The organism is Xanthobacter pseudotagetidis (assembly GCF_043194795.2).
GTDB lineage: Bacteria > Pseudomonadota > Alphaproteobacteria > Rhizobiales > Xanthobacteraceae > Xanthobacter > Xanthobacter tagetidis_A.
In genome coordinates this window covers 1,896,814-1,919,548 of the sequence record NZ_CM195534.1, presented here as the reverse complement: position 1 = coordinate 1,919,548, position 22,735 = coordinate 1,896,814, and the positions used below count along the sequence as shown (strand labels likewise).

General features: G+C 69.2%; 20 protein-coding genes. 7 read left to right on the top strand and 13 right to left on the bottom strand.

The features are described 5' to 3' along the window. Positions 1-320: 320 nt before the first annotated feature. The 10 genes from V5F67_RS08855 to V5F67_RS08810 are packed head-to-tail and all read right to left on the bottom strand — an operon-like array spanning position 321 to position 9,442. Positions 321-1,121 (bottom strand): ABC transporter ATP-binding protein, encoded by an 801-nt coding sequence (locus V5F67_RS08855; RefSeq protein WP_394018893.1) that lies wholly within the window; start codon positions 1,119-1,121, stop codon positions 321-323. Then, positions 1,118-1,924, bottom strand: coding sequence for an ABC transporter permease (locus V5F67_RS08850; protein WP_394018891.1), 807 nt, complete (start codon positions 1,922-1,924; stop codon positions 1,118-1,120). Before V5F67_RS08850 ends, V5F67_RS08855 begins: the two co-directional genes overlap by 4 nt. Beyond that, complete coding sequence (locus V5F67_RS08845; RefSeq protein WP_394018889.1) at positions 1,921-2,937, bottom strand: ABC transporter substrate-binding protein; 1,017 nt, start codon at positions 2,935-2,937, stop codon at positions 1,921-1,923. The genes V5F67_RS08850 and V5F67_RS08845 overlap by 4 nt, the downstream gene beginning before the upstream one ends. A 28-nt stretch (positions 2,938-2,965) precedes the next feature. After that, positions 2,966-3,784, bottom strand: a complete 819-nt coding sequence (gene pcaD / locus V5F67_RS08840; RefSeq protein WP_394018887.1) for a 3-oxoadipate enol-lactonase — start codon at positions 3,782-3,784, stop codon at positions 2,966-2,968. A gap of 5 nt (positions 3,785-3,789) precedes the next feature. Further along, a complete protein-coding gene (locus tag V5F67_RS08835; protein WP_394018885.1) occupies positions 3,790-4,269 on the bottom strand; it encodes an SRPBCC family protein in 480 nt (159 codons plus the stop codon). 10 nt (positions 4,270-4,279) lie between these two features. After that, positions 4,280-5,245 (bottom strand): amidohydrolase family protein, encoded by a 966-nt coding sequence (locus V5F67_RS08830; protein ID WP_394018883.1) that lies wholly within the window; start codon positions 5,243-5,245, stop codon positions 4,280-4,282. Beyond that, positions 5,242-7,668 carry a xanthine dehydrogenase family protein molybdopterin-binding subunit gene (locus V5F67_RS08825; protein WP_394018881.1) on the bottom strand — a complete coding sequence of 809 codons (2,427 nt, stop codon included), beginning with the start codon at positions 7,666-7,668 and terminating at the stop codon, positions 5,242-5,244. Before V5F67_RS08825 ends, V5F67_RS08830 begins: the two co-directional genes overlap by 4 nt. Next, positions 7,665-8,201, bottom strand: coding sequence for a (2Fe-2S)-binding protein (locus tag V5F67_RS08820; RefSeq protein ID WP_394018879.1), 537 nt, complete (start codon positions 8,199-8,201; stop codon positions 7,665-7,667). Before V5F67_RS08820 ends, V5F67_RS08825 begins: the two co-directional genes overlap by 4 nt. After that, complete coding sequence (locus tag V5F67_RS08815; RefSeq protein ID WP_394018877.1) at positions 8,198-9,076, bottom strand: FAD binding domain-containing protein; 879 nt, start codon at positions 9,074-9,076, stop codon at positions 8,198-8,200. Before V5F67_RS08815 ends, V5F67_RS08820 begins: the two co-directional genes overlap by 4 nt. A gap of 42 nt (positions 9,077-9,118) precedes the next feature. Next, positions 9,119-9,442 carry an NIPSNAP family protein gene (locus V5F67_RS08810; protein ID WP_394018875.1) on the bottom strand — a complete coding sequence of 108 codons (324 nt, stop codon included), beginning with the start codon at positions 9,440-9,442 and terminating at the stop codon, positions 9,119-9,121. A 279-nt stretch (positions 9,443-9,721) separates the two neighbouring features. On the opposite strand from V5F67_RS08810, the gene V5F67_RS08805 reads away from it, so the two are divergent. The 6 genes from V5F67_RS08805 (at position 9,722) to V5F67_RS08780 (ending at position 16,092) form a co-directional block, all read left to right on the top strand. Next, a complete protein-coding gene (locus tag V5F67_RS08805) occupies positions 9,722-11,098 on the top strand; it encodes an aminotransferase-like domain-containing protein (protein WP_394018873.1) in 1,377 nt (458 codons plus the stop codon). A gap of 242 nt (positions 11,099-11,340) precedes the next feature. After that, positions 11,341-11,940: a biliverdin-producing heme oxygenase gene (locus tag V5F67_RS08800; RefSeq protein ID WP_394018871.1), complete on the top strand. Its 600-nt coding sequence runs from the start codon at positions 11,341-11,343 to the stop codon at positions 11,938-11,940. 514 nt (positions 11,941-12,454) lie between these two features. Further along, complete coding sequence (locus V5F67_RS08795) at positions 12,455-13,390, top strand: siderophore ABC transporter substrate-binding protein (RefSeq protein WP_394018869.1); 936 nt, start codon at positions 12,455-12,457, stop codon at positions 13,388-13,390. Further along, a complete protein-coding gene (locus V5F67_RS08790) occupies positions 13,387-14,382 on the top strand; it encodes an ABC transporter permease (RefSeq protein WP_394018867.1) in 996 nt (331 codons plus the stop codon). Before V5F67_RS08795 ends, V5F67_RS08790 begins: the two co-directional genes overlap by 4 nt. Continuing rightward, positions 14,375-15,337: an iron chelate uptake ABC transporter family permease subunit gene (locus V5F67_RS08785; RefSeq protein ID WP_509210643.1), complete on the top strand. Its 963-nt coding sequence runs from the start codon at positions 14,375-14,377 to the stop codon at positions 15,335-15,337. Before V5F67_RS08790 ends, V5F67_RS08785 begins: the two co-directional genes overlap by 8 nt. Then, complete coding sequence (locus V5F67_RS08780; protein WP_394018865.1) at positions 15,334-16,092, top strand: iron ABC transporter ATP-binding protein; 759 nt, start codon at positions 15,334-15,336, stop codon at positions 16,090-16,092. Before V5F67_RS08785 ends, V5F67_RS08780 begins: the two co-directional genes overlap by 4 nt. Here V5F67_RS08780 and fes read toward each other — a convergent pair. Together fes and V5F67_RS08770 are read right to left on the bottom strand one after the other, a co-directional pair. After that, positions 16,083-17,693 carry an enterochelin esterase gene (fes, locus tag V5F67_RS08775; protein ID WP_394019240.1) on the bottom strand — a complete coding sequence of 537 codons (1,611 nt, stop codon included), beginning with the start codon at positions 17,691-17,693 and terminating at the stop codon, positions 16,083-16,085. The two genes, V5F67_RS08780 and fes, sit on opposite strands and share 10 nt — an antisense overlap. Beyond that, entirely contained in the window at positions 17,693-19,909 is a 2,217-nt protein-coding gene (locus tag V5F67_RS08770) for a TonB-dependent siderophore receptor (RefSeq protein WP_394018863.1), read from the bottom strand. The genes fes and V5F67_RS08770 overlap by 1 nt, the downstream gene beginning before the upstream one ends. A gap of 199 nt (positions 19,910-20,108) precedes the next feature. Between V5F67_RS08770 and V5F67_RS08765 the strand changes: the two genes are divergently transcribed. Next, on the top strand, positions 20,109-20,963 hold the full coding sequence (locus tag V5F67_RS08765) for a helix-turn-helix transcriptional regulator (protein ID WP_394018861.1): 855 nt from the start codon (positions 20,109-20,111) through the stop codon (positions 20,961-20,963). A gap of 37 nt (positions 20,964-21,000) precedes the next feature. Here the strand turns inward: V5F67_RS08765 and V5F67_RS08760 are convergent, their stop codons facing one another. After that, positions 21,001-22,716: an ABC transporter ATP-binding protein gene (locus tag V5F67_RS08760; RefSeq protein ID WP_394018859.1), complete on the bottom strand. Its 1,716-nt coding sequence runs from the start codon at positions 22,714-22,716 to the stop codon at positions 21,001-21,003. Positions 22,717-22,735 lie beyond the last annotated feature (19 nt).

Sequence of the window (22,735 nt, the reverse complement as noted above, 5' to 3'; positions counted from 1 at the left end):
GATGAAAGGTAGGAAACTATTAAGAAATCAAGATTTCGTGCCATGCCACTTTTTCTAGATTTCTTCCAATCCTTGTATCGATCGCGCCAACCATCTGTAAAAAATGGCATTTTTGCTCTTTTACGAACTCTCTGAAGTCCCGAATTCCAACGATTTCAGAGCAATCCGGAAAAGCCGGACCTTGATACCGCTTCCAGCAAGTCAAAAGGGAAAACGACAGCGTACGTTACGTAAATCCGCAGCGCGGGCAGGCGCACGCGGCACCTGACACGGCAGCCAGAACCGCACCGGCGGCCGCGTCCGCGTCGCGCTCCCGCTCGTTACTCGGAGAGTATCTTGCGTATCATTTCCTGGATCATTGTCTTTCTCTCGGCATCCGCCTCGCCCACCTGCTTCACGTCATAGGCGATCTTCGCCGGGCGGCGCAGCACCACGATCCGATCCCCGATCTGCAGCGCCTCATTGATGGAATGGGTGATGAACACCGCCGTCTTGCCGTTCTCGCGCACGAGGCGCACGAACTCCTGGCGCAGACGGTTGCCGGTCATCTCGTCGAGCGCCGAGAACGGCTCGTCGCACAACAGGATGCCGGCATTGGTGGCGAAGGCGCGGGCGATGGAGACGCGCTGGCGCATGCCGCCGGACAGGGCATGGGGATAGTCGCCCTCGTGCCCGGCGAGGCCGAGCTTGGTCAGCCAGTGCTGGGCCGTCGCCCGGCGCTCGGCCTTCGGCACGTCGAGCATCTCCAGGCCGAGCTCCACGTTCTCGATCGCGGTCCGCCACGGCAGCAGGCGGTCGTTCTGGAACACGATGGCGATCTTGCCGCGGAACCACTCGAACTCGGTGAAGGGATTGTGCCCCGACACCTCCACCTTGCCCGTGCTCGGCTCCAGCAGCCCGGCGATCATGTTGAACATGGTGGACTTGCCGCATCCCGTCTTGCCGAGGATGGCCACCAGCTCGCCGGCGTGGATGTCGAGGTTGAGGTCGTCCACGGCCTTGAACAGGTCGGTGCCGCGCGCCCGGCCGAACGCCTTGGTGACGTTCTCGAACCGGATCTCGACGGCGGGCGGCGGCACGGCGGCGTCGTCGATGTCGGGAGCGCTTTTCACGGCGTTCATAGCGAGCGCTCCGAGGTGGCGCGGTAGCTGAAGGCGACCGTCTCGATGACGGTCAGGATGTGCTGGACGATGAGGACGAAGAAGACGAGCTGCAGCGTCCAGGCGAGCGCGCCGGCCATGTCGAAGAGCTGCTGCTGCTGCAGCAGCTGGTAGCCGACGCCGCCGGTGGCGCCGACCAGCTCCGCCACCACGACCACGCGGGAGGCGTTGCCGAGATTCACCTTCCACGCGGTGATGATGTCCGGAAGGATCGCCGGCAGGATCATCACCCGGAAGATCTTGGCCCGCGTCGGGCGGAAGCTCATCACCATCTCCACCAGGTCCTTGGACATGCCGCGCAGCGCGCCGAGCACCTGGAAGGTGAAGGCGGGCAGCGTGGTGAGCACCATGATGAAGAAGATGCGGAACTCGACGCCGTGGAACCAGATGATGGCGAACACCACCCAGGACAAAGCGGGGATGCCCTGGAAGAAGGTGAGGATCGGGCCGAAGAAGCCGTCGGCCGCCCGCGAGCGCGCCATCACCAGCGCCAGCGCCGCGCCGAGGATGAAGGCGCCGGCAAGTCCCGCGAGGATGCGCATCACGGTGGCCAGCACGTCGACCAGTTGCGACCAGTGGGTGAGGATCTCCAGGCACCGCCAGAACACGTCCACCAGCGAGGGGAAGAGATAGGGCGGGAAGAACAGGGAGGCGACCTGCCAGAGCGCCGCCATCAGCGCGAAGGGCGCGGCGGTGCGCAGCACCCGGCCGATGAGCACGGCGCCGGGAATGGGCCCGGAGCCGCCCGCGAGCGTGTCGGTCACTTGCCGCCTCCGTCGTGGATGGTGGCGGCCGAGGGCGTGCCGGGCAGGAAGCCGATGCTCTTGCCGGCCTCATAGACCGCGTTGATCTCCTTGGCGCTTTGCGCGGCCCAGCGCACGTTCAGCCCCAGCCGGTCGTTGGCGCGGATCAGGTCGGCGAGCGCCTTCTGGTCGTCGGCGTTGGCCTTCGGGGCGATCAGCTTCACCGCCTCGTCGGGATTGGCGGCGATATAGGCCGCGGCCTCCTTGTAGGCGGCGTAGAGCTTCGGGACGAGGTGCCTGTTCTTCTCCGCCCAGGCGGTGTGCGCGGCGACGCCGAGATAGGGGATGTCGCTGGTGCCCGAGAACTTCTTCCAGCTCTCCTGGATCTTGAGATCGAGGGTGCGGATGCTCGGCTTCTTCGCGCGCAGCGAGGTGTAGCCCGGCTCCCAGAGCTGCACCGCCGCGGCGCGGTCGGCGAGGGCATAGCCCACGAGGCCCGGCGTCGCGGTGTTCACGACCGCGATCTTGGAGGTGTCGACGCCGTGCTGGCGGGCCAGCCAGTCGAACATCACGTAGTTGGTGGTGCCCTTGGCGGCGGCAAGCTCCTTGCCTTCCAGGTCCTTCAGCGTCTGCACGTCGGGGCGGCTGGTGACGACCGCGCCCCAGAAGTCGAACAGGTTGAAGAGGTAGGTGACCTTCACGCCGCGCAAGTCGGCGAGGCCGACGGTGAGCAGCGCGGCGCTGCCGCCGAGCTGGTATTCGCCGGAATTGAACTGCGCCGTGTACGCATCCGGGGTGCGCTCGTCGAAGGTGATGGAAAGGCCCTGCTTCTCGTCGAGCTTCTGCGCCTTGATGATCGGTGGCAGGAACGCCCCGAGCGAGGGGGCGCCGAACACGACGATGGAGAGCTTCTCCAGTCCCTGCGCGAAGGCGGAGGCGGGCGCCGTGACGCACATGGCGGCGGCGAGGCCGGCGGCCGCGAGCCGCGCGGGAAAGCGGACGGTGGAGAAGCGGGCGCTTTGGAGCTTGCTCATCTTGTTCCTCCCGGGATTGTTGTTTGGCTCAGGTGGACGACAGGCCCGACACGAAGCGGATCAGATGCGAGGCGAAGGCGTCGGGAGCCTCCACAGCGCTGAGATGGGCGGCATCGAGCGTCACCAGCGTGGCGCCGGGAACGGCGGCGACGATCTCCTCGCCCCGCGCGGGCGGGCTGGAGGGGTCATGCTGCCCGGCGATCACCAGCGTCGGGCAGGCGATCCGGCCGAGTTCCGGCAGGAGGTCGGTTCCCGCCAGCACCTCGCAGGCGGCCGCGTAGCCCGCGGCCGGCGTCGCGGCGATGGCGCGGCCGATGGCGGCCACCCGGTCGGGCGCCGTGGCACGGAAGCCCTCGGTGAACCACCGGCCGAGGGTCGGCTCGACGAAGCCGGCGACGCTGCCGCTCGCGCGCGCCGCATCGGCCCGCTCGCGCCACAGGGTGGGCGGCGGAAAGCTCGCCGCCGTATTGGCGAGAGCCAGCCCGGCGACGCGCTGCGGCGCATGGATGGCGAGCCACATGCCGGTCATCCCGCCGAGGGAGAGGCCGCACACCGCCGCCTTCCCGATGCCGAGCGCATCGAGCAGCGCCAGCACGTCCCGACCGAGATCGGCCAGGATGACGGGTCCGCCCGGCACGTCGGAGCGGCCGTGGCCGCGCGTGTCGTAGCGCACGATGCGCGCATGCGGGGCAAGGCGCTCTGCCACCTCGTCCCAGGAGCCCATATCCGCCGCCAGCGAGTTGCTGAACACCAGCACCGGCATGCCCGGCGTCCCGCCGACCTTAACGGCGAGCCTGACGCCGGGGGCGACCTCGATCCGCCGGGTGTCCTCGCTGATGGTATCCATGGCGTTCACTCCGCCGCCCCGAGGGCGCCTTCGGTTGACGCTCCAGGCTCGAACTCCTTGCGCAGCGCGGCGAAGAAGCGGCCGATGAGGTGCTTGGACACGCTGCCGAGGATGCGCTGGCCGACCCCCGCCACCAGTCCGCCGACCTCGCCGGTGCCCTGATAGGAGAGCAGGCAGCCGCCGTCCTGGGGCGTCAGATCGAAGCGCGCCTCGCCGCTGCCGTGGCCGAGCGATCCGGCGCCCGACACGGTGATGCGGCAGCTCCTCGGCGGCTCCTTGTCGGCGAGGCTGATCTCGCCCTCGAACGAGCCGCCCACCGCGGCGACGCGCAGCTGCATGTCCACCTTGTAGGCGTCGGGCGCCGTCTCGGTCATGGCCTTGCAGCCGGGGATGCAGCGGGTGAGGACCGCCGGATCGTTGAGCGCCGTCCACAGGCTCTCGATCCCGGTGTCGATGCGTTCGCTTCCCGCGATATCGAGCTTCATGGCGCGCGCCTCACAGGCCGAGGAGACGCTGGGCGAGGCCGCCATTGATGGCGGCGCGCTCGGCATCGGAGAACGGGGTCTCGGCGACGATCTTCATCGGCTCCAGGTCACCGATGGGGAACGGCATGTCCGAGCCCATCATGATGCGCTCGGCGCCGACCATGTCCGCGAGGTAGCGCAGCGTGCGCGGGTCCTGGACGATGGTGTCGTAATAGAGCGCCGCCAGCGCCGCATCGGGATCGCCGAGGCTCTTGTCGAGGCTGTAGTTGCGGCGCAGGCGCCCGACCACGTAGGGCAGCGCCGCGCCGCCGATGCCGGCGACGATCTTCGCCCGGCTGTAGCGCGTCACGTGTCCGGCATAGATGAGCCGCGAGAAGGTGATGAGCATGTCGGTGATGCGCCCCACCGCGTTCGCCATGCCGTAATCGTGCACCCGGTCGTCGCCGCTCTCGAACACCGGGTGGATGAAGACGCCCATCTCCAGCTTGTCGGCCGCCTCCCAGAAGGGCGTCAGGGAGGGATCGTCGAGAACGCCGCCCTTGCCCTTAGGCTGGGTGCCGATCATGGTGCCGCGGAAGCCCTGGGCATGGGCCTCGCGCAGGACCTCGGCGGCGCGGGCGCCGTCCTGGAGCGGCACGCAGGCGAGCGGCACGAAGCGCGGCTCCGCCTGGGCGGCGGCGGCGAGGTGCGCGTTGTAGAGGCGCGACCAGGCGACGCCCTCCTCGACCGGCAGCTCGTTGCCGAAGATGTCGAGCCAGCCGCCCACCACCTGCCGGTCGATGCCGTTGTCGTCCATCCACTTCAGGCGGCCGGGAATGTCGCTGAGGCCCTTCGACACCGGGCGCGTCGGCTTCTTGCCGCAGAAGGCGAAGCCGCCCTCCTCGGTGATCCGCACCGACGGGAACCGGCCGGCCTCGGACTTGATCGCCTCCACCAGGCTCGGCGGGACGAGGTGGGCGTGGGCATCGATGATCATGCGCTTTGCTTCTCTTCGGTCTGGGCGGCACGCGCGGCGGCGACCGCGTCGCTGATGGCGGAAATGCGGATGGGCAGCTTGTCGAAGAACAGGCCGAGGTCGGCCACGGCGTCGTTCACCGCGCCGGAGATGGCCGCGGGCGAGCCGAGATAGCCGCTCTCGCCGGAGCCCTTCTGGCCGAACACCGTGAAGGGCGAGGGCGTGACGTGGTGGACGATCTCCACCTCCGGCACCTCGTGGGAGGACGGCAGCAGATAGTCCATGAAGCTCTGGGTGAGCATCTGGCCCTCGTCGTCGTAGACGAACTCCTCCAGCAGCGTCGCGCCGAGGCCGTGGGCGATGCCGCCAAGCGTCATGCCCTTGACGATGTGCGGGTTGATGACGGTGCCGCAGTCGTGGCCGATCACGTAGCGGCGGATCTCGGGCTTGCCGAGGTCCGGGTCGATGGCCACCAGCACCACGTGGAACTCGAAGGAATGGCAGGGATACATCTGCACCCGGCCGTCCTTCGGCAGCTCGGTGCCGGTGGGCACCTGCATGATGTGCGAGGCATCGAGCCCGGGCTCGGTGCCGGGCGGCAGGAGATGGAACTGGCGGTGTCCGAGCGTGACGAGATCGGCCCATTCCAGCCGGCTGCCGGAGGCCGGGTCGATCACCGCGCCCGCGTCATACGTGGCGGCGGCGGGATCAACGCCGAGGCGGAAGGCGCCGATCCTGACCAGCTTGTCCTTCAGCTTCTGCGCCGCATGGAAGCAGGCGCCGCCGAGCATGATCGCCATGCGGCTGCCCACGGGCGAGTTCGAGGGCAGGCTCGCCAGCGTGTCCGGCCGCACCACGCGGATGCGCTCCGGGTCCACCTGCAGCACCTCGGCCACCACGGTGGCTGCCAGCGTCTCGTGGCCCTGGCCGGAGGAGGTGGTGTGGATGGTGACGGTGATGAACCCCATCCCGTCCACGTTGATGCGGGCGGAATCCATCCAGGTGGAGGTGGTGTTCTTCTCGTTCAGCAGCGGCTCGAAGGAGGAGTTGCCGCCGGACGGCTCCAGGCAGGCGGCGATGCCGATGCCGGCGAGCAGGCCGGAAGCCCGTAGACGATCGCGCTCGGCCTTGAGCGCGTCGTAGTCCACATGCTTCAGCACCTTGGCGACCACGGTGTGGTAGTCGCCGCTGTCGTAGCGGGTGCCGGACGGGATGAGGTAGGGGAACTCGTCCCTGCGGATGAAGTTGCGCCGCCGCACCTCCACCGGGTCGAGCCCCAGAACGCGCGCCACCTTGTTGATGGCGGTCTCGATTGCATAGTTGGTCGGCGCCTGGCCGAAGCCGCGCACCGCCTCCTGGCCGCCCTTGTTGGTGGTGACCGACTGCGCGCGATAGGCGACGCTTTCGATCTTGTACGGGCCGACGATGGCGCCGATGGGCTTGCCCAGCTGGAACGGGGCGCGGCCCGCATAGGCACCGGCATTGTCCAGCGCCCGCATCTTCATGGACCGGACGATGCCCGCGTCGTCGAAGGCGATGTCCACGTCGAAGATGCGCTCCGGTCCGTGCATGTCGCCGGCGCGCATGTTCTCCAGCCGGTCCTCGATGAGGCGCACCGGGCGGTTCAGGCGGCGGGACAGGTAGGCCACCAGAACGGTGTGCTTGATGCCGCGCTTGACGCCATAGGAGCCGCCCACGTCCACGTCCTGGTGCACCCGCACGCAATTGGTGCGGATGCGCAAAGCGCGGGAGATCTGGTCGGAGTATTTCGGCATCTGGATCGAGGCCCAGACGTCCAGCATCTGCTGCCACGGGTCCCAGGCGGCGGTGACGCCGAAGGTCTCGATCGGCACGGTGGAATTGCGGCCCCAGGTCACGCGGAAGCTCAGGTGCCGGGGGCTCTCGGCGAAGTGGCGGTCCACCTCGCCCCACACGAACTGCTTGTCCATCAGCACGTTGGAGCCGTGCGGCGGATGCACCGGCGGGCTCGCGGGATCGAGCGCCTGCTCGGCGCTGACGAGGAAGGGCAGCGGCTCGTAGCCCACCTTCACCTTCTCGGCGGCGTCCTCGGCGAGGGCGCGGGTGTCGGCCACGACCGCGGCCACCCACTCGCCGGCATAGCGCGCCTGCCCCACCGCCAGCGGAAACCGCCGGACGTTCGGGGTATCGAGGCCGTTCATCAGCGGCTCCACCGCGCCGGACAGCTCCTCGCCGGTGAGCACATAATGGACGCCCGGCATGGCGAGCGCCGCCGTGCCGTCGATGGCGATGATGCGCGCCGCAGGGTAGCGCGAGGGCACCAGGGCCACGTGAAGCGTGCCCTCGGGCAGCACGTCGGCGGCATAGTGGCCGTGCCCCGCCACGAAGCGCCGGTCCTCCCGCACGCGCCGATTGGAGGAAACGAAGCGGAAGGGGGCGGGCGTGTCGGCGCCGTGGTCGCTCATGCCTTGCCTCCCTGGCGCATGCCGGCCTCGGCCGGTTCGAGAACGTCGCCGCCACGCGGGGCGTTGGCGCGGCGCAGGCGCTCGGCGGCGTGCTCCACCGCCTCGACGATCTGGCCGTAGCCGGTGCAGCGGCAGATGTTGCCGGAGATCGCCTCGACGATGTCCGCGCGGGTGGGGCTCGCCTCGCGCTCCAGCAGCGCATGGGCGGACAGGATCATGCCCGGCGTGCAGAAGCCGCATTGCATGCCGTGGGTCTCGCAGAAGGAATCCTGGATCACCGAGAGCTCGCCGGGGGCGGGCGCGAGGCCCTCGATGGTGGTGATGACGAGGCCGTCCGACTGACAGGCGAACATCAGGCACGAGCGCACCGGCGCCCCGTCCACCAGCACGGTGCAGGCACCGCAGACGCCGTGCTCGCAGCCGGCATGGGTGCCGGTGAGCTTCAGGTCCTCGCGCAGCGTGTCGAGCAGCGTCTTGCGCTCCTCCACATCGACGACGCGGACCCGGGAGTTGACGGTGAGCTCGACTTTCATCGCCCGCTGTCCTTCTTCTGCGCGTCGGCTGCCGCATCGAGCACCGCGCGCGTCCCGAGCACGCGGGCGACCCGGCGGCGATAGTCGGCGCTGGCGTGCAGGTCGGAGGTCGCCTCCAGGACCTCGCAGGCGGCGGCCACCGCCGCGGTGACGGCTTCCGGCTCGGCCCGGGAGCCGGCGAGCGCCGCCACGTCGAGCTTCACCGGACGGTCGCCCACGCCGCCGATGCCGAGGGAAACGCGCGCGAGCCGGCCTTCGGCATCGAGCGCCACCTGGCCGGCGGCGGACACGAAGGCGAAATCGGACCGCCGCGCGCTGATTTCGTGAAAGGCGACGCCGACCCGCGCCTCGCGCCAGATCGGAAAGCGCACCGCCGTCAGGATCGCCGTGGGCGGCAGCGCGGTGAGCATGGGGCCGATGAAGAACTCATCGGCGGGAATGGAGAAGGCGCCCCCCTCCTCCTGCGCTTCCATCTCCGCCTCCAGCGTCACCGCCACCAGCGGGATCTCGGCGGACGGATCGGCATTGGCGCAGGAGCCGCCGACGGTTCCGCGGTTGCGGGTGGGGGGATGGCCGACCCAGGGCAATGCGGCGGCGAGCAGCGGCAGGTCGCGCGCGACCGCATCCGAGCGCTCCGCCTCCACCTGGCGGGTGGTGGCGCCGATGCGCACCACGCCGTCCTGCGCGGCGACGCCGGACAGGCCCGGCAGGCGGGCGATGTCCACGAGCGTCGACGGACGGGCGAGGCGCATGGCGAGCATGGGCACCAGCGTCTGCCCGCCAGCGATCACGCGGGCGTCCTCGTCGGCGCCCAGCGCGGCGCAGGCCTCATGGAGGGAAGACGGCCGGACATAGCGAAAAGGGACCGGTTTCATGGATCATGTCCCGAATGGGCCGCCGGCCACGCCGGCGTGCCGTCAACCGAGCAGCAGGCCAGCACCGGCGGGCGAAAGGACCGAGACCGACTGCGAGGCGAGCAGCGGACCATTGGCCTCGCTCGCCGCCTTCACCGCCTTCCAGCCGGCATCCGCGCCGAAGGAGGCCCAGCCGGCGGAGCGGGCGGCCTCGTCAGGAAAGCGCGTGATGTAGGTGAGCCGACCATCCTCCTCGGGCGCGGTGAAGACGCCGAGAAGCTCGATGCCATGCTGGGGAAGACGCGGCACGACCTCGGTCAGGAAGCGCTTTCGCATGGCATCGGCCCGGCCCTCGGCCGCCTGATAGACCCGAATCTCGTACAGCATTGCTCGCTCCCCGCTTCATTCGGCGCGTCTTCCGCGCTCTGATTGACCGGGACGTTACCGATGCAAAGAGCGATGAGTCAATAATTGAAATAAGGCAATATCCTAATTTGGCTCATTATTTCATGATGCAATGCGGAGATTTTTACGCTGCAATGCATCAAAATAGGGTCATTTGGCAAGAAAACTCCAGATCTGAGCGAAATCGACGCGGGTGCCAAGGCCCATATTGCATCAATTTGCGAATTGTACTATTCGCTGGAGCACAAGCCGAGAAAGCCAATGACCGATTGGGTCCCTTCCCTGTCCTCCCAGCGCGGCCCGCGCTACGTGAGCATCGTCGACCAGCTGGAGACGGACATCGCCGCCGGGCGGGTGCGCCCGGGCACGCGCCTGCTGCCGCAGCGGGACATGGCCGAACGGCTCGGCATCAGCGTCGGCACGGTCTCCAAGGCCTATGCGGAGGCGGAGCAGCGGGGACTGATCTCCGGCGAGGTCGGGCGCGGCACCTTCGTCCTGCGGCGGAAGCCGCAGGCCAGGACCGAGAGCGGCGGCGGGCGGCCGGCCGGCATCAACCTGGCGCTGAACGTTCCCCCCGCCACCGGCGAGGCGGATCTCATCGCCGCCACCCTCGCCGAGATCGTCTCCGACAGCGAGATCGGGGACCTGCTCGGATATCTGCCCCACCAGGGCCGGCGCGACCACCGCGAGGCCATCGCCTCGTGGCTTGCCAATCACGGCATGGCGGCGGACCCTGACCGGGTCTTCATCACCCACGGGGCGCAGCATGCGCTCTCCATCGCCCTCGGCATGGTGGCCCATCCTGGCGACCCGGTGCTCACCGAATCGCTCACCTATTCGGGCATGCTGGCGCTCTCGGCCCAGCACGGCTACCGCCTCCACGGCGTGACGATGGATGCCCATGGCCTCGTTCCGGACGCGCTCGACGCCGCGTTCCGCGAGACCGGCGCGCGGGCGCTCTACTGCATGCCGACGCTGCAGACCCCCACCGGCATCGTCATGCCCCATGACCGGCGCCTCGCCATCGCCGACGTGCTGCGCCGGCACGACGCCTATCTGCTGGAGGACGACGCCTACGCGTTCCTCATGCCGGTGCCGCCGCAGCCGCTGTCCACGCTGGTGCCGGAACGGGCGTTCTACGCGGTCAGCCTTGCCAAATGCCTCGCGCCGGGCCTGCGCATCGGCGCCATGATCGCCCCGGATGCCTTCCGCGACCGTTGCATCAACGCGTTGCGGGCCACCGGGTGGATGGCCGTGCCGGTCATGGCGGAGGCGGCCGCGCGCCTGATCCGCAACGGTAGCATGGAGCGCCAGGCCATGCTGAAGCGCGAGAAGGCCGCCCGCCGCGACGACGTGCTCCGCCGCGTGCTGAAGGACTGGCTGCCGCCGCGCTCGGGACCGCCCTGCTTCCACGTCTGGCTGCCGCTGCCCATGGGCCGCACGTTGATGGCGTTCATCGCCCAGGCGGCACAGGCGGGCATCACCCTCGCCCCGCCCGGCGCCCTGCGGCCGCAGGACCCGGGCAGCCTCGGGGTGCGCCTGTGCCTCGGCGCGCCGGCGAGCGAGGCCGATATCGAGGCGGCGGTGACCGAGTTGCGGGCGATCCTGGAGATGCCCGAGGCGATCTCCCTGGTCTGATCCCGCCTTGTGACGGGTCTCGCCCCCGCCCTTTGGGTTCGAAGGGTTATAATTGTTCTAATCTATTTTGCTCGATCTGCGTTCCCTGCGGCGCGAAGCCAAGGAATGCAGTGGATTCGCGTGCGCTGCCGAAGAGGTTTTTCCTGAAATCATTCTAAAATTCGACGCTTGAAGGGGCAGCATCGGCTCCCTAATCATCCGTCACTGCTTGAACGCTTGATTGAACAATTGAGGATCGTGCAATGACCATCGCCCTCGACCATCCCGTGGAAAGCCGCGCCAAGGCCCTGAAGTCCGCCACCCATGAAACCCACGAGCGCCTCGACAAGGCGATCATGGCGGGAGATCCGTTCGCGAGCCGTGAGCGCTATGCGCTGTTCCTCAAGGTGCAGCACGCCTTCCACCGGGAGATCGACGCGCTCTATTTCGATCCTGCGCTCGACGCGGTGCTGCCCGACCTCTCCGGCCGGCGGCGGTTCGACCTCATCGGCCAGGATCTCGCCGATCTGGAGGCCGCGCCCGTGGCCGTCGCGACCCCCCCCGCCTTCGCCAGGGGCGAAGCCGCCGACCTTCCTACCGCTCTGGGCTGGCTTTATGTGGCGGAAGGCTCGAACCTCGGCGCCGCGTTCCTGCTGAAGGCGGCGGCCGGCCTCGGCCTGTCGGAAACCTTCGGCGCCCGCCACCTTGCCGCCGCGCCCGAAGGCCGGGGGCTCCACTGGCGCACGTTCACCGCAGCGCTCGACGCGCTCGATCTGTCCGAGGCGGAAGAGGCACGGGTGATGGCCGGCGCGCAGGCCGCCTTCGCCCGCGTCCACGATCTGGTCGGCGAGACCTTCCGCTGAGCGCCTTCGCGGGGCGCCGCGGCGCCCTGCCCTGCCGTGGCGAGAGATTGGGAAGGCCGCGCCGAACCCGGCGCCCCCTTTACCGCACGCACCTGCGCGTGAAGGGAGGTCCAACAGGAAGAGCCTCAAGTCCGGCTTCCGGGAGCAGGTCGGCGCCTCGATCCACGCCCATCTGGTTAAGGTGCGGCGGGAAGGCGGACGCCTCCACGTCGGCCGCGAGCCAGAGCGTGACCGACGTGGCGCTTGCTTCGGGATTCTCGAACCGCCGCCACTTCGGCAGGACCTGCCGCCGCGGAAATTCGCAAGACGCAGCCGGGAGTCCCGAACAGGCCGCATCGGCCGCCCGGGCGCGGCGCGAGCCACGCCAAAAGATTTCATTCGCTAGAGCGCTTTGGAATTTTTGAAATCAGAAAATAAAGCAGAATCTCTTGCTTACCTCAGCCCTTAACCCTAGATGAAATCAATAAGCTCTCCAGTTCTTTGCACAAACGGCATCATTCTTTGAGAAATCGTCATGCGCCTGATCGGACTGCCCCATGTGCCGGCGCCCGCCCTCCTCACGGCCGCCTTCGTCGTGGTCGCGGCGCAGGCCCTCGCGGCCGCGCCGGACGAGGGGGCGGCAAGGCGCGCGCCTCTCCCGCAGCAGCCGCGCACGGTAATCGTCTTCGACGTCGCGACCCTCGACACGCTCGACGCGCTGAACGTGGAGGTCGCCGGGGTTCCGGGCTCCAACCTGCCCGACTATCTGGGCAAGTACCGGGCGCCGCGCTACGCCAAGGTCGGCACGCTGTTCGAGCCCGATTATGAAGCCGTCGCGGCCGCCGCACCGGACCTGATCCTCATCGGCCCGCGCACCAGCGCCCGGCGCGCCGCGCTTGCCCGCATCGCGCCGACCGTCGACCTCACCATCGCCCCCGGCCGGTTCATCGCCGGGGCGCAGGCGAACCTCGCATGGCTGGGCGAGACGTTCGGCCGCCGCTCCGAAGCCGCGGCGCTTGCGGGGCGCATCGACGCCGCGGCGGCGCGGGTGCGGGCGCTCGCGCCGTCCGCCGGACGGGTGCTGATGATCATGGTCAACGGCGGCAAGCTCACCGCCTTCGGCGCCGGCTCGCGCTTCGGCTGGCTCCATGACGAGCTCGGCCTTTCCCCGACCATCCAGAGCGCCGGCGCCATCGCCCACGGGGAGGTGATCTCGTTCGAGTATCTGCTGAAGGCCAATCCCGACTGGCTGCTGGTGCTCGACCGGGACGCCGCGGTGGGGCGCGGCAGCGACGCGGCGCGCGCGGTCCTCGACAACGACATCGTCGCCGCCACACGCGCCGCCAAGGCGGGGCGCATCCTCCATGTCGATCCCGCGCGGTGGTACATCTCCGCCGGCGGCGGGGCGGCCACGGCGACGATCCTCGAGAGCCTCGCTGACGCGCTCGCGGCCGGCGGGTCCGGCCGGTGAGCGCGCCGTCCGCGGCCTCGGCGCGTCCCGTTCCCGGCTTCGCCCTGGCGCTCGCCGGCCTCGCCCTGCTCGGGATGACGAGCGTGCTGGTGGGGACCACCTCCATGGACCTTTCCAGCCTGCTGAGGGGCGGCGAGGCCGACCGGGCACGGCTGGTGCTGTGGGCGAGCCGGGTGCCGCGCACCCTGTCGCTGCTGTTCGCGGGCATGTCCATGGGGGTAAGCGCCGCCATCATGCAGATGCTGTTCCGCAACCGCTTCGTCGAGCCCACCACCGCCGGGACCGCGGAGGCCGCGAGCCTCGGCCTTCTCGTCGCCGCCTTGCTGGCGCCCGGCATGCCGATGCTGGGGCGGATGGCGCTGGCGGCGACCTTCGCCCTCGCCGGCACGATCGTGTTCCTCAAGATCGTCGACCGCATCGGCGCTCGCGGCGCGGTTCTGGTGCCGCTGGTGGGGCTGATGCTGGGCGGCATCATCAATGCCCTGACCGGCTTCCTCGCCTATCGCTTCGACCTGCTCCAGTCGCTCGCCGCCTGGACCACCGGCGACTTCTCGGGCGTGCTGCGGGGACGCTACGAGCTCATGTGGCTCACCGTGGCGCTCGCCAGCGTGGCCTATGTAGCTGCCGACCGCTTCACCGTCGCGGGCCTCGGCGACGATGCCGCCCGCAGCCTCGGGCTCGACCACGGCCGCACGGTGGCGATCGGCGTCCTCGTGGTGGCGCTGGCGACCGCGTCCTGCATCGTCACCGCCGGAACGGTTCCCTTTCTCGGGCTGCTGGTCGCCAATCTGGTGAGCCTCGCCATGGGCGACAATCTGCGGCGCACCCTGCCCTGGATCGCGGTGGCGGGCGCCGCCTTCCTCGTCGCCTGCGACCTCGTGGGCCGCCTGGTGCGCTATCCCTACGAGATCCCGGTGGGAGCGGTGGCCGGGGTCCTCGGCAGCGCCGTCTTCCTCTACCTGCTGCTTTCCGGGCGCCACCGCCTTGGCTGACGCGCGCTCCGTCCGGGCGCAGCGGGTGCTGCTGCTCCTCGCGCTGGCGGCGCTCACGGCCGCCGCCGCCTTCATGACCGTGGGCGCGCGCGGCAACTGGAGCTTCGTCCTGGCGCTGCGCGGCGGCAAGCTCGCCGGGCTCGCGCTGGTGGGCATCGCGGTGGGAATGGCCACCGTGCTGTTCCAGACGCTGACAGAGAACCGCATCCTCAGCCCCGCGGTCATGGGGTTTGATTCCCTCTACGTGGCGCTGCAGACGCTGGCGGTGTTCGCGCTCGGCGGACAGGCGGCGGCCGGGCTCGACGCGCGCCTGCGCTTCGCGGTTGAGGCCGTGCTTCTGGTGGGCGCGGCGCTCGCCCTGTTCCGCCTCCTGTTCGACGGGCGGCGCGGGCTGCACCTCGCGGTGCTTTCCGGCCTTGTCTTCGGCATCCTGTGCCGCGGGCTCGCGGGGCTGATCCAGCGCATTCTCGACCCGAACGCGTTCGCGATGGTGCAATCCCTCGTGTTCACCCGCTTCAACGCTCTGGATGCCGGCCTGCTGCCGCTCGCGGCGGCCGCTATCCTCGCGGCGGGGGTGATGGCCTGGCGGCTCGCCGCGGTCCTCGACGTGCTGGCGCTCGGCCGCGATGCGGCCATCACCCTCGGCATCGACTACCGGCGCATGGTCACCATCCTCGTGGCGGTCGTCGCGGTGCTCGTCGCCGTCTCCACCGCTCTCGTGGGGCCGGTGCTGTTCTTCGGCGTGCTGGTGGCCAATCTGGCCTACCTGGCGCTCGGCACAGACGCCCACCGTTATACTCTGCCGGGCGCGGCGCTCATCGCCGTCGCCTGCCTCGCCGGGGGGCAGACCATTCTGGAGCGGAGCCTCGGCTATGACGGCGCGCTGAGCATGGTGATCGAGTTCGCCGGCGGTCTCGTCTTCCTGTTCCTGCTGCTGAGGGGCCAGCGGGCATGATCGAGATCGAGCGCGTCTCCAAGGCCTACGGCACGGCCAAGGTGCTCGACGATGTCAGCCTGAGCGTGCCGGCCGGCGGCCTCACGGCCATCATCGGCCCCAACGGCGCCGGCAAGTCCACCTTGCTGTCCATCGCCGTGCGGCTGCTGCGGCCCGACCGCGGGCGCGTGCGCGTCGACGGGCTCGACGTGCTCGCGACGCCCGGCGACGTGCTGGCGCGGCGCCTCGCTCTGCTGCGGCAGAGCAACCACATCACCCCGCGCCTCACGGTCGAGGAGCTGGTGGGGTTCGGCCGCTTTCCCCATTCGCGCGGCCGCCCGACCGCGCACGACCTGGAGCAGGTCGGGCGTGCGATCGCCTATGTGGACATGGCGGACATGGCCCGCCGCTTCCTCGATGAACTGTCCGGGGGCCAGCGCCAGCGGGCCTTCATCGCCATGGTGCTGGCGCAGGACCCGGACTGCCTGCTGCTGGACGAGCCGCTGAACAATCTGGACATGAGGCACGCCGCCGCCACCATGGGGCTGCTGCGCCGGGCGGCGGACGAGCTGGGCAAGACCGTGGTCGTGGTGATCCACGACATCAACTTCGCCTCCTGCCACGCCGACCGGATCGTCGCCATGAAAGCGGGGCGCGTGGTTGTCGACGGGCCGCCCCGGGAGGTGATGCAGGACGACGTGCTGCGGGAGATCTACGACATGGAGATCCGCGTGCGCGAAGTCGACGGCGACCGCCTTGCCGCCCACTACCGGTGAGGACCGAGGCGCGGCGCCAGGTCGATGAGGCCGTCGGCGAGGGCGCCGCGCCAGACGAAGTAATCGTGCCCGCCCGCATATTCGCGGTAGCTCACGTCGTAGCCCTTGGCCCTGAGCACGTCGCGCAGGTGGCGGGAGGTCTCCAGGATGCCGGGCGTGCCGCCATGGGCGGTCTCGAACCGGCCGGCGGACAGGTGGAAGCGCACGTCCCGCCGGGCGGAGCGGGCGACCCGATCGGCCACGTGCTCGGGCGTGTCCGAGCGCGCGCTGTCCGGATGCCACCAGAAGGAGCCCGAGAGGGCGATCGCGTTGCCGAACCGCTCCGGGTGGCGCAGCGCCACGGTGGCGGCGGCGAGCCCACCATAGCTCGATCCGGCAAGGATGGTGCGGGCGGCTGGCATGCGCGCGCCCAGCCGCGCCTCCACCGCCGGCAGCAGCTCCATCGCCATGACGTCGGCGAAGTCCGCATTGCCGGGCAGCTCGCGGGCGCGCGTCTCGCCGTCGATCTCGGAGACGAACGCGGCCGCCACCGGCGGCAGCCGGCCTTGGGCGATCAGGGCATCGAGGATGGCCGGCGTCGGCACCTTGGTGAGATAGGCCTGGGCATCGAAGACCACCAGCAGCACGTTGCGCGGATCGGCGGGGGCGAAGCCGGGCGGCGTGTAGAGCGTGATCGCCCGGCTGTTGCCGAGGCGCGCGCTCTCGAACCGGAATGTCGCGAACGTGCCGCGCGGCATCTCCCGGGCGCCGATTCCCGGCTGGGGCGGCGCGGCCGGGAGCGTCAGCGTGGACTCGCGGTTGAATGCGTCGGGCGCGTCGTCGGGCCACGGCGCGCGGTTGAAGGGATCGGCCTGCGCCGTGGCGAGCAGCGCGAGGCGGCGCTCGCGCGCGCTGCCGGGAAGGTCGGGCACGTCCGGCGCGAGCTGGTAGGCGAGGCGCGTGTCGGCGGGCACGAGGAAGCTCTTGACCCAGGTGTCGCTGTCGCCGACGCGCTCCAGCCATTCATGATCGCCGGAGGGCGCGCCCACCAGCCGCACGTTGCGCCGCGCCCCGCGGGCGAGGAAGGTCACGAGCGCCTGCCCATCGGGGCCGGGCTCCACCAGAGGCGTGCCCGCGCGCGCGATCTCCCTCCAGAAGGCATCCGTGCCGCGGCCCTCGGCGACATCGCGGCCGAGCCGCCCCACGGCCGGGCTCAGGGGCTCGGTCTCCGGGGCGCGCTGGGCGGCGGCGGGAATGCGCGCGGTGATGGCGATCTCGGCGGAGCCGGCGCCGCGCGCGGTGGCGACAAGGCGCAGCGGCGTCTCTTGCGCGACGAACTGGAACGGGCGGCGCCCCTCCGCGCCGGCGGCGAGCCGCCGCACATGCCGCCCGTCCGCGGTCTGCAGGTCGAGGTCGAAGCGGCCCTGCGCGACCGCGATCGACCCGCGCACATAGTCGCCGCGATCGGCGGCGAGCGGGAAGGCGGCGCTTTCCCCTGCGCCCAGCGGACCGACGGGACGCCCCTCCCCCGCCGCCACGGCGGCGGGCGGCGCCTGCGCCGCGGCCGGAACGGCGGCCGCCATCAGGAGCGCGAGGACCGAAGCAAGGCGGGCGGCAAGCATCACCAATTGTACTTCAGCGCCCCGGTCACGGATAAGCCCTCGCCGTAGAAGCAGGCATAGGCGTTGGCGCAGGAGGCCACATAAGTGAGGTTGCCGATGTTCTTGGCATTGAGCTGGACCGCGGCGCCCTTGAGGCGCGGGTCCGCCGCGCCGAGATCGTACTTCACCATGGCGTCGAACAGGGTATAGGCGGGCACCTCGAAGGTGTTGGCGTTGTCGCCCCAGCTGGTGCCGATATAGCGCACGCCGCCGCCCACCTCGAGGCCGCGCAGCCGCCCCTCGTCGAAGGCGTATTTCGCCCAGAAGGAGGCGGTGTTCTGCGGGATGCGCGAGGGCGTCTTCCCGAGCTCGCTCTCGACCCCGGTCTCGGTGATGGTGGAATCGATGTAGGAATAGGCGGCGATGATCGAAAGATTCTTGGTGATCTCGGCATTGGCGGAGAGCTCGAAGCCGCGATTGTGGACCTCGCCGATCTGCTGGTAGACATAGGCGCCGTAGCCCGGAACATAGATGTTCTGCACCACGTTCTGCTGCCAGATGTCGTAATAGGCCGCAGTGAACAGCATCCGCGTTCCGGGCGGCACGTATTTCACGCCCACCTCGAACTGCTCGGCGGTGGTGGGCTTGAACGGCGCCTCGCCCTCCGGCGGCGCATAGACCGCCGGCTCGAACGAGGTGGAGTAGCTCGCATACGGCGCGATGCCGTTCGCGAAGGTGTAGAGCGCGCCGACGCGATAGGTGAAGGCGCTGTCGTCGTAGCCGAGTGCGCTCGGGCCCACATATTCGGTGATGGAGGTGTCGGCCCAGTCCTGGCGGATGCCGGCGATGAGGTTCAGGTCGCCGACCTTGATCTGGTCCTGGAGATAGACGCCGAGCTGGCTCGCCGACAGCTCCTGGTCCGAATAGGGACTGAGGACCAGTCCCGAGAAATTGTAGCCGTAGATCGGGTTGGTGAGGCTGATGGTCGGCACGTCCGACCAGTTGTAGCCCCAGTTGTAGCTGCGGCTGCGATAGCGATAGTCGAGGCCGGCGAGGATGGTGTGCTCGGCCGGGCCGGTGGTGAGATTGAACTGCGCCTGGTTGTCGTTGGTGAAGGTGCCCCAGGCGTCGCCGCCGCCGGAGGCGGTGCGGTTCACGATGGTGTTGGCGCCGGTCTTGGGATCGGCGCTGGTCCAGCCCCAGACCAGCGTGTACTGGTCGTAGTCCACCCAGTAATAGCGGGTCTTCTGCCGCAGCGTCAGCGCGGCGCTGACCTGATGCTCGAACTCGTAGCCGATCCAGGCCTGGGTGCGCCGGGCGGTCTCGTAGTTGGGATCGGAGACGAAGAAGTCCCGCGGCACGTAGCCGTAGCCGGTGATGGGCGAGACCGTGCCCGCCGCATCGAGGAAGTTGCGGTAGCCGAAGTCCGGCTCCCACTCGAAGCCGGACAGGATGGTCAGGCGGGTGCTGTCGCTCGGCGCCCAGGTCAGCGACGGAGCGATGGCGATCGCCTGCTGCTTGGCGAAGTTCTCCTGCAGGTCGGTCGTCAGCCCGGTGCCAACGATGCGGAAGGCGAGCGTGTCGGAGCCGACGATGCGGTCCGCGAAGTCGAACGAGCCCTGGAACATCATGTTGTTGCCGATGGTGAGCTCCACCTCGCGCAGCGGATGGTCGAAGGTCGGCTTCTTGCTCACCATGTTGATGAGGCCACCCGGATTGATCTGGCCGTAAAGAACCGAGGACGGCCCCGAGAGCAGCTCCACGCGCTCCAGCAGGTAGGGATAAATCTTGGCGTAGTCGACGTCCCCGCCCATCAACATGCCGTCGAGGTAGCGCGGCACGTAGGCGAAGCCGCGCACGATCACCTCGTCGCGCACGTTGGAGGCGCCGCGATACTCGGAGAAGACACCGGGCGTGTAGCGCAGCGCCTCGGCGACGGATTCGACCTCCTGGTCCTCCATCTGCTCGCGCCCGACCACGGAGATGGATTGCGGGGTCTCGGCGATGGGGGTGTCGGTCTTGGTACCGGAGAAGGTCTGGCGTGCCAGATAGCCGTCAACCGGCCCGTCGCCGCGCTCCTCGGCGCCGAGCACGGTCACCGTGCCGAGGGCGATGTCGGCCTGGGAGGAGGCGCTCTGGGCCGATGCGGAGCCGACCGCGAGGAGGCTCGCGGTTCCAAGCAGGACGGTGCGCAAGGCAAGGCGAAGCGGCAAGGCGGCGCGGGCGTGAATAACCATGGACGAAAGCCCCAAAAATGCGCGGTGTACAAATCCTCAGCGTTGAAACGTTGAGTCTTCGATCCATGTATAGGAGCCGCATCCGGGAGCGTCGATGCATGTGATCGTTGCAGGGACGGCAAAGAATTGGCTAAAAACGGCATCGGGCAGGGTGACGTGGAAGATTTTAATACTAGGAATTCTAAAGAGAGCCGTCGGTATGGATATTCCCCAGCATTTGTTCGTCGGCACGGTCGACGGGGAGCCCAGCTGCGCGCCTGACGAGACCGTCTACGACATCTGGCCGAAGTTCGTGGTCATGGTGCTGCTGGAGGGCATGCAGCATTTCGTGATCGACGACCGCCACTTCCGCATCGATGCGGGCGCGGCGGAGGACGGCGGCGTGCTGTTCACGCTCAACGTGGCGCAGTCCGCGCGCCTGCGCTTCATCAACGAGAGCGCGGTGCCGCTGCGGAAGGTGATGATCTCGGCGCCGCACCCCTGGATGGAATGGCTGATGCGCACCCGCGGCGCCGGACAATCGGCGCTGCGGGACTTCCTGGCGCGGCATCTCGCCGGGCAGAGCTTTCCGGTGAGCGGCCATGTCCGCCAGCTCGCCGAGCAGATCCTCAGGCCGCCGCCCGCCATGGAAGGCGAGGTGCGCACGCTCTACTGCAATTCCCGCGCGCTCGACATCATGTGCCTCGCCTGCGTCGCCATGGTCGAGCAGGGCATGGACGACCACCACCGGCCGCAGATCGCCAGCCGGCGGCGCAGCGAGCGGGTGCGGGATTTCATCCTGCAGAACCTCGATCGTCCGCTGACCATCGAGGAGATCGCCGCCGAGGCCGGGGCGAGCGTGTCCTCGATCCAGCGCGGGTTCAAGGATCACTTCCAGATGACCGTGTTCGAGTTCGTCCGCGCCGAGCGCCTGGCGCTCGCCTGCGCCGCCCTGGAGCGCGAGGGAATCTCCATCGCCCAGGCCGCCTATGCCGCGGGCTATGCGGCCCCCTCGAACTTCACCACCGCCTTCAAGCGGGTCTACGGAGTGCCGCCGAAACGCAAGCGGCGCTAGAGCGCGATCCGATCGGGTCGCGCGCCGGGGCGGGCCCTCACAGGGCGGACTGGGTCTTGACCAGCCTGGCATAGAGGCCGCCGGCCTTCAGGAGCTGGTCGTGCCCGCCCTCCTCGCTTACGCCCTCGCGGGTGACGACCAGGATGCGGTCGGCGTTGCGCACCGTCGACAGGCGGTGGGCGATCACCAGCGTGGTGCGGCCGCGCGAGAGCGCCGCCAGCGCCTGCTGGATCTCCCATTCGGTCTCGGTGTCGAGGGCGGAGGTCGCCTCGTCCAGGATCAGGATCGGCGGGTCCTTGAGGAACATGCGGGCGATGGCGAGGCGCTGCTTCTGCCCGCCGGAGAGCTTCACGCCGCGCTCGCCGATCAGGGTATCGAGCCCCGCCGGCAGCCCGGCGATCATCTCGTCGAGCATCGCCCGCCGCGCCGCGCCCATGATCTCGGCGTCGGACGCACCCAAGCGGCCATAGGCGATGTTGTCCCGGATCGTCCCGGCGAACAGGAACACGTCCTGCTGGACGATGCCGATGGCCCGGCGCAAAGAGGCGAGCGTCACGTCGCGGATGTCGCGGCCATCGATGGTGATGCGCCCCGCGCCGACCTCGTAGAAGCGCGGCAGCAGCGCGCAGATGGTGGTCTTGCCCGCGCCCGAGGGGCCGACGAAGGCCACCGTCTCGCCCGGCGCGATGGACAGCGACAGGTCGCTCAGAACGCGCTTGTCCGGGCTGTAGCCGAAGCTCACATGCTCGTAGCGCACCGCCCCCCGCACGTTTTCCAGCGCGATCGCGCCCGGCCGGTCGGCGATGTCGGGCCGGGTCTCCAGGAAGTCGACGTAGGAGCGGAAGCCGGCGATGCCCTTGGGATAGATCTCCACCACCGCGGCGATCTTCTCCAGCGGACGGAAGAACACCGCCACCAGCAGCAGGAAGCCGACGAAGCCGCCGTTCGAGAGCTCGCCCCGCACCACGAACCAGGTGCCCGCGAGCATCACCGCGAGCTGGGTGAGGCGCATGCCCACGTAGCTCAGCGAGGTATTGGCGGCCATCAGCCGGTAGGCGGCGAGCTTGGTCTGGCGGTAGCGGCCGTTGTCGGCGGCGAACAGCGCCCGCTCATGGTCCTCGTTGGCGAACGCCTGGACCACGCGGATACCGCCCACGGTCTCCTCGATGCGGGCGTTGAAGGCGCCGATCCGGCCGAACAGGGCGCGGAAATTCTCCGTCATCTCGCGCCCGAAATGGGTGGTGGCGAAGGCCATCGCCGGCACGATGGCGCCGGTGATGAGGGCGAGCGGGACGTTGACCCACAGCATCAGCAGGAAGGCGCCGATGAAGGTCATCACCGCCAGGAACACGTCCTCGGGCCCGTGATGGGCGACCTCGCCCACCTCCTCCAGGTTCTTGGTGAGGCGCGCCACCAGATGCCCGGTCTTCTGGTTGTCGAAGAAGGAGAAGGAGAGCTTCTGCAGGTGGTCGAACGCCTTCTGGCGCATCTCGGTCTCGATGTTGATGCCGAGCATGTGGCCCCAATAGGTCACCACCGCCATCAGGCCGGTATTGACCAGATAGACCACGAGAAGCCCCACCGCGGCGATCAGGATCAGCCCCCAGTCCTGGGCCGGAAGCAGATGGTCCACGAACGCCTTCACCGCCACCGGGAAGGCGAGCTCCAGCAGGCCGGACAGGATCGCGCAGGAAAAATCGAGCAGGAACAGGCCCTTGTAGGGCGCATAGTAGGAAAAGAACTGGCGTAGCATGGCTGGCTCTGAGGGCTCG

Coding starts and splice junctions, on each gene's coding strand:
- V5F67_RS08810 (WP_394018875.1), bottom strand. CDS start 9,442: ATGCTGTACGAGATTCGGGTCTATCAGGCGGCCGAGGGCCGGGCCGAT.
- V5F67_RS08770 (WP_394018863.1), bottom strand. CDS start 19,909: ATGGTTATTCACGCCCGCGCCGCCTTGCCGCTTCGCCTTGCCTTGCGC.
- V5F67_RS08805 (WP_394018873.1), top strand. CDS start 9,722: ATGACCGATTGGGTCCCTTCCCTGTCCTCCCAGCGCGGCCCGCGCTAC.
- V5F67_RS08815 (WP_394018877.1), bottom strand. CDS start 9,076: ATGAAACCGGTCCCTTTTCGCTATGTCCGGCCGTCTTCCCTCCATGAG.
- V5F67_RS08800 (WP_394018871.1), top strand. CDS start 11,341: ATGACCATCGCCCTCGACCATCCCGTGGAAAGCCGCGCCAAGGCCCTG.
- V5F67_RS08845 (WP_394018889.1), bottom strand. CDS start 2,937: ATGAGCAAGCTCCAAAGCGCCCGCTTCTCCACCGTCCGCTTTCCCGCG.
- pcaD (WP_394018887.1), bottom strand. CDS start 3,784: ATGGATACCATCAGCGAGGACACCCGGCGGATCGAGGTCGCCCCCGGC.
- V5F67_RS08830 (WP_394018883.1), bottom strand. CDS start 5,245: ATGATCATCGATGCCCACGCCCACCTCGTCCCGCCGAGCCTGGTGGAG.
- V5F67_RS08780 (WP_394018865.1), top strand. CDS start 15,334: ATGATCGAGATCGAGCGCGTCTCCAAGGCCTACGGCACGGCCAAGGTG.
- V5F67_RS08825 (WP_394018881.1), bottom strand. CDS start 7,668: ATGAGCGACCACGGCGCCGACACGCCCGCCCCCTTCCGCTTCGTTTCC.
- V5F67_RS08795 (WP_394018869.1), top strand. CDS start 12,455: ATGCGCCTGATCGGACTGCCCCATGTGCCGGCGCCCGCCCTCCTCACG.
- V5F67_RS08835 (WP_394018885.1), bottom strand. CDS start 4,269: ATGAAGCTCGATATCGCGGGAAGCGAACGCATCGACACCGGGATCGAG.
- fes (WP_394019240.1), bottom strand. CDS start 17,693: ATGCTTGCCGCCCGCCTTGCTTCGGTCCTCGCGCTCCTGATGGCGGCC.
- V5F67_RS08820 (WP_394018879.1), bottom strand. CDS start 8,201: ATGAAAGTCGAGCTCACCGTCAACTCCCGGGTCCGCGTCGTCGATGTG.
- V5F67_RS08855 (WP_394018893.1), bottom strand. CDS start 1,121: ATGAACGCCGTGAAAAGCGCTCCCGACATCGACGACGCCGCCGTGCCG.
- V5F67_RS08760 (WP_394018859.1), bottom strand. CDS start 22,716: ATGCTACGCCAGTTCTTTTCCTACTATGCGCCCTACAAGGGCCTGTTC.
- V5F67_RS08765 (WP_394018861.1), top strand. CDS start 20,109: ATGGATATTCCCCAGCATTTGTTCGTCGGCACGGTCGACGGGGAGCCC.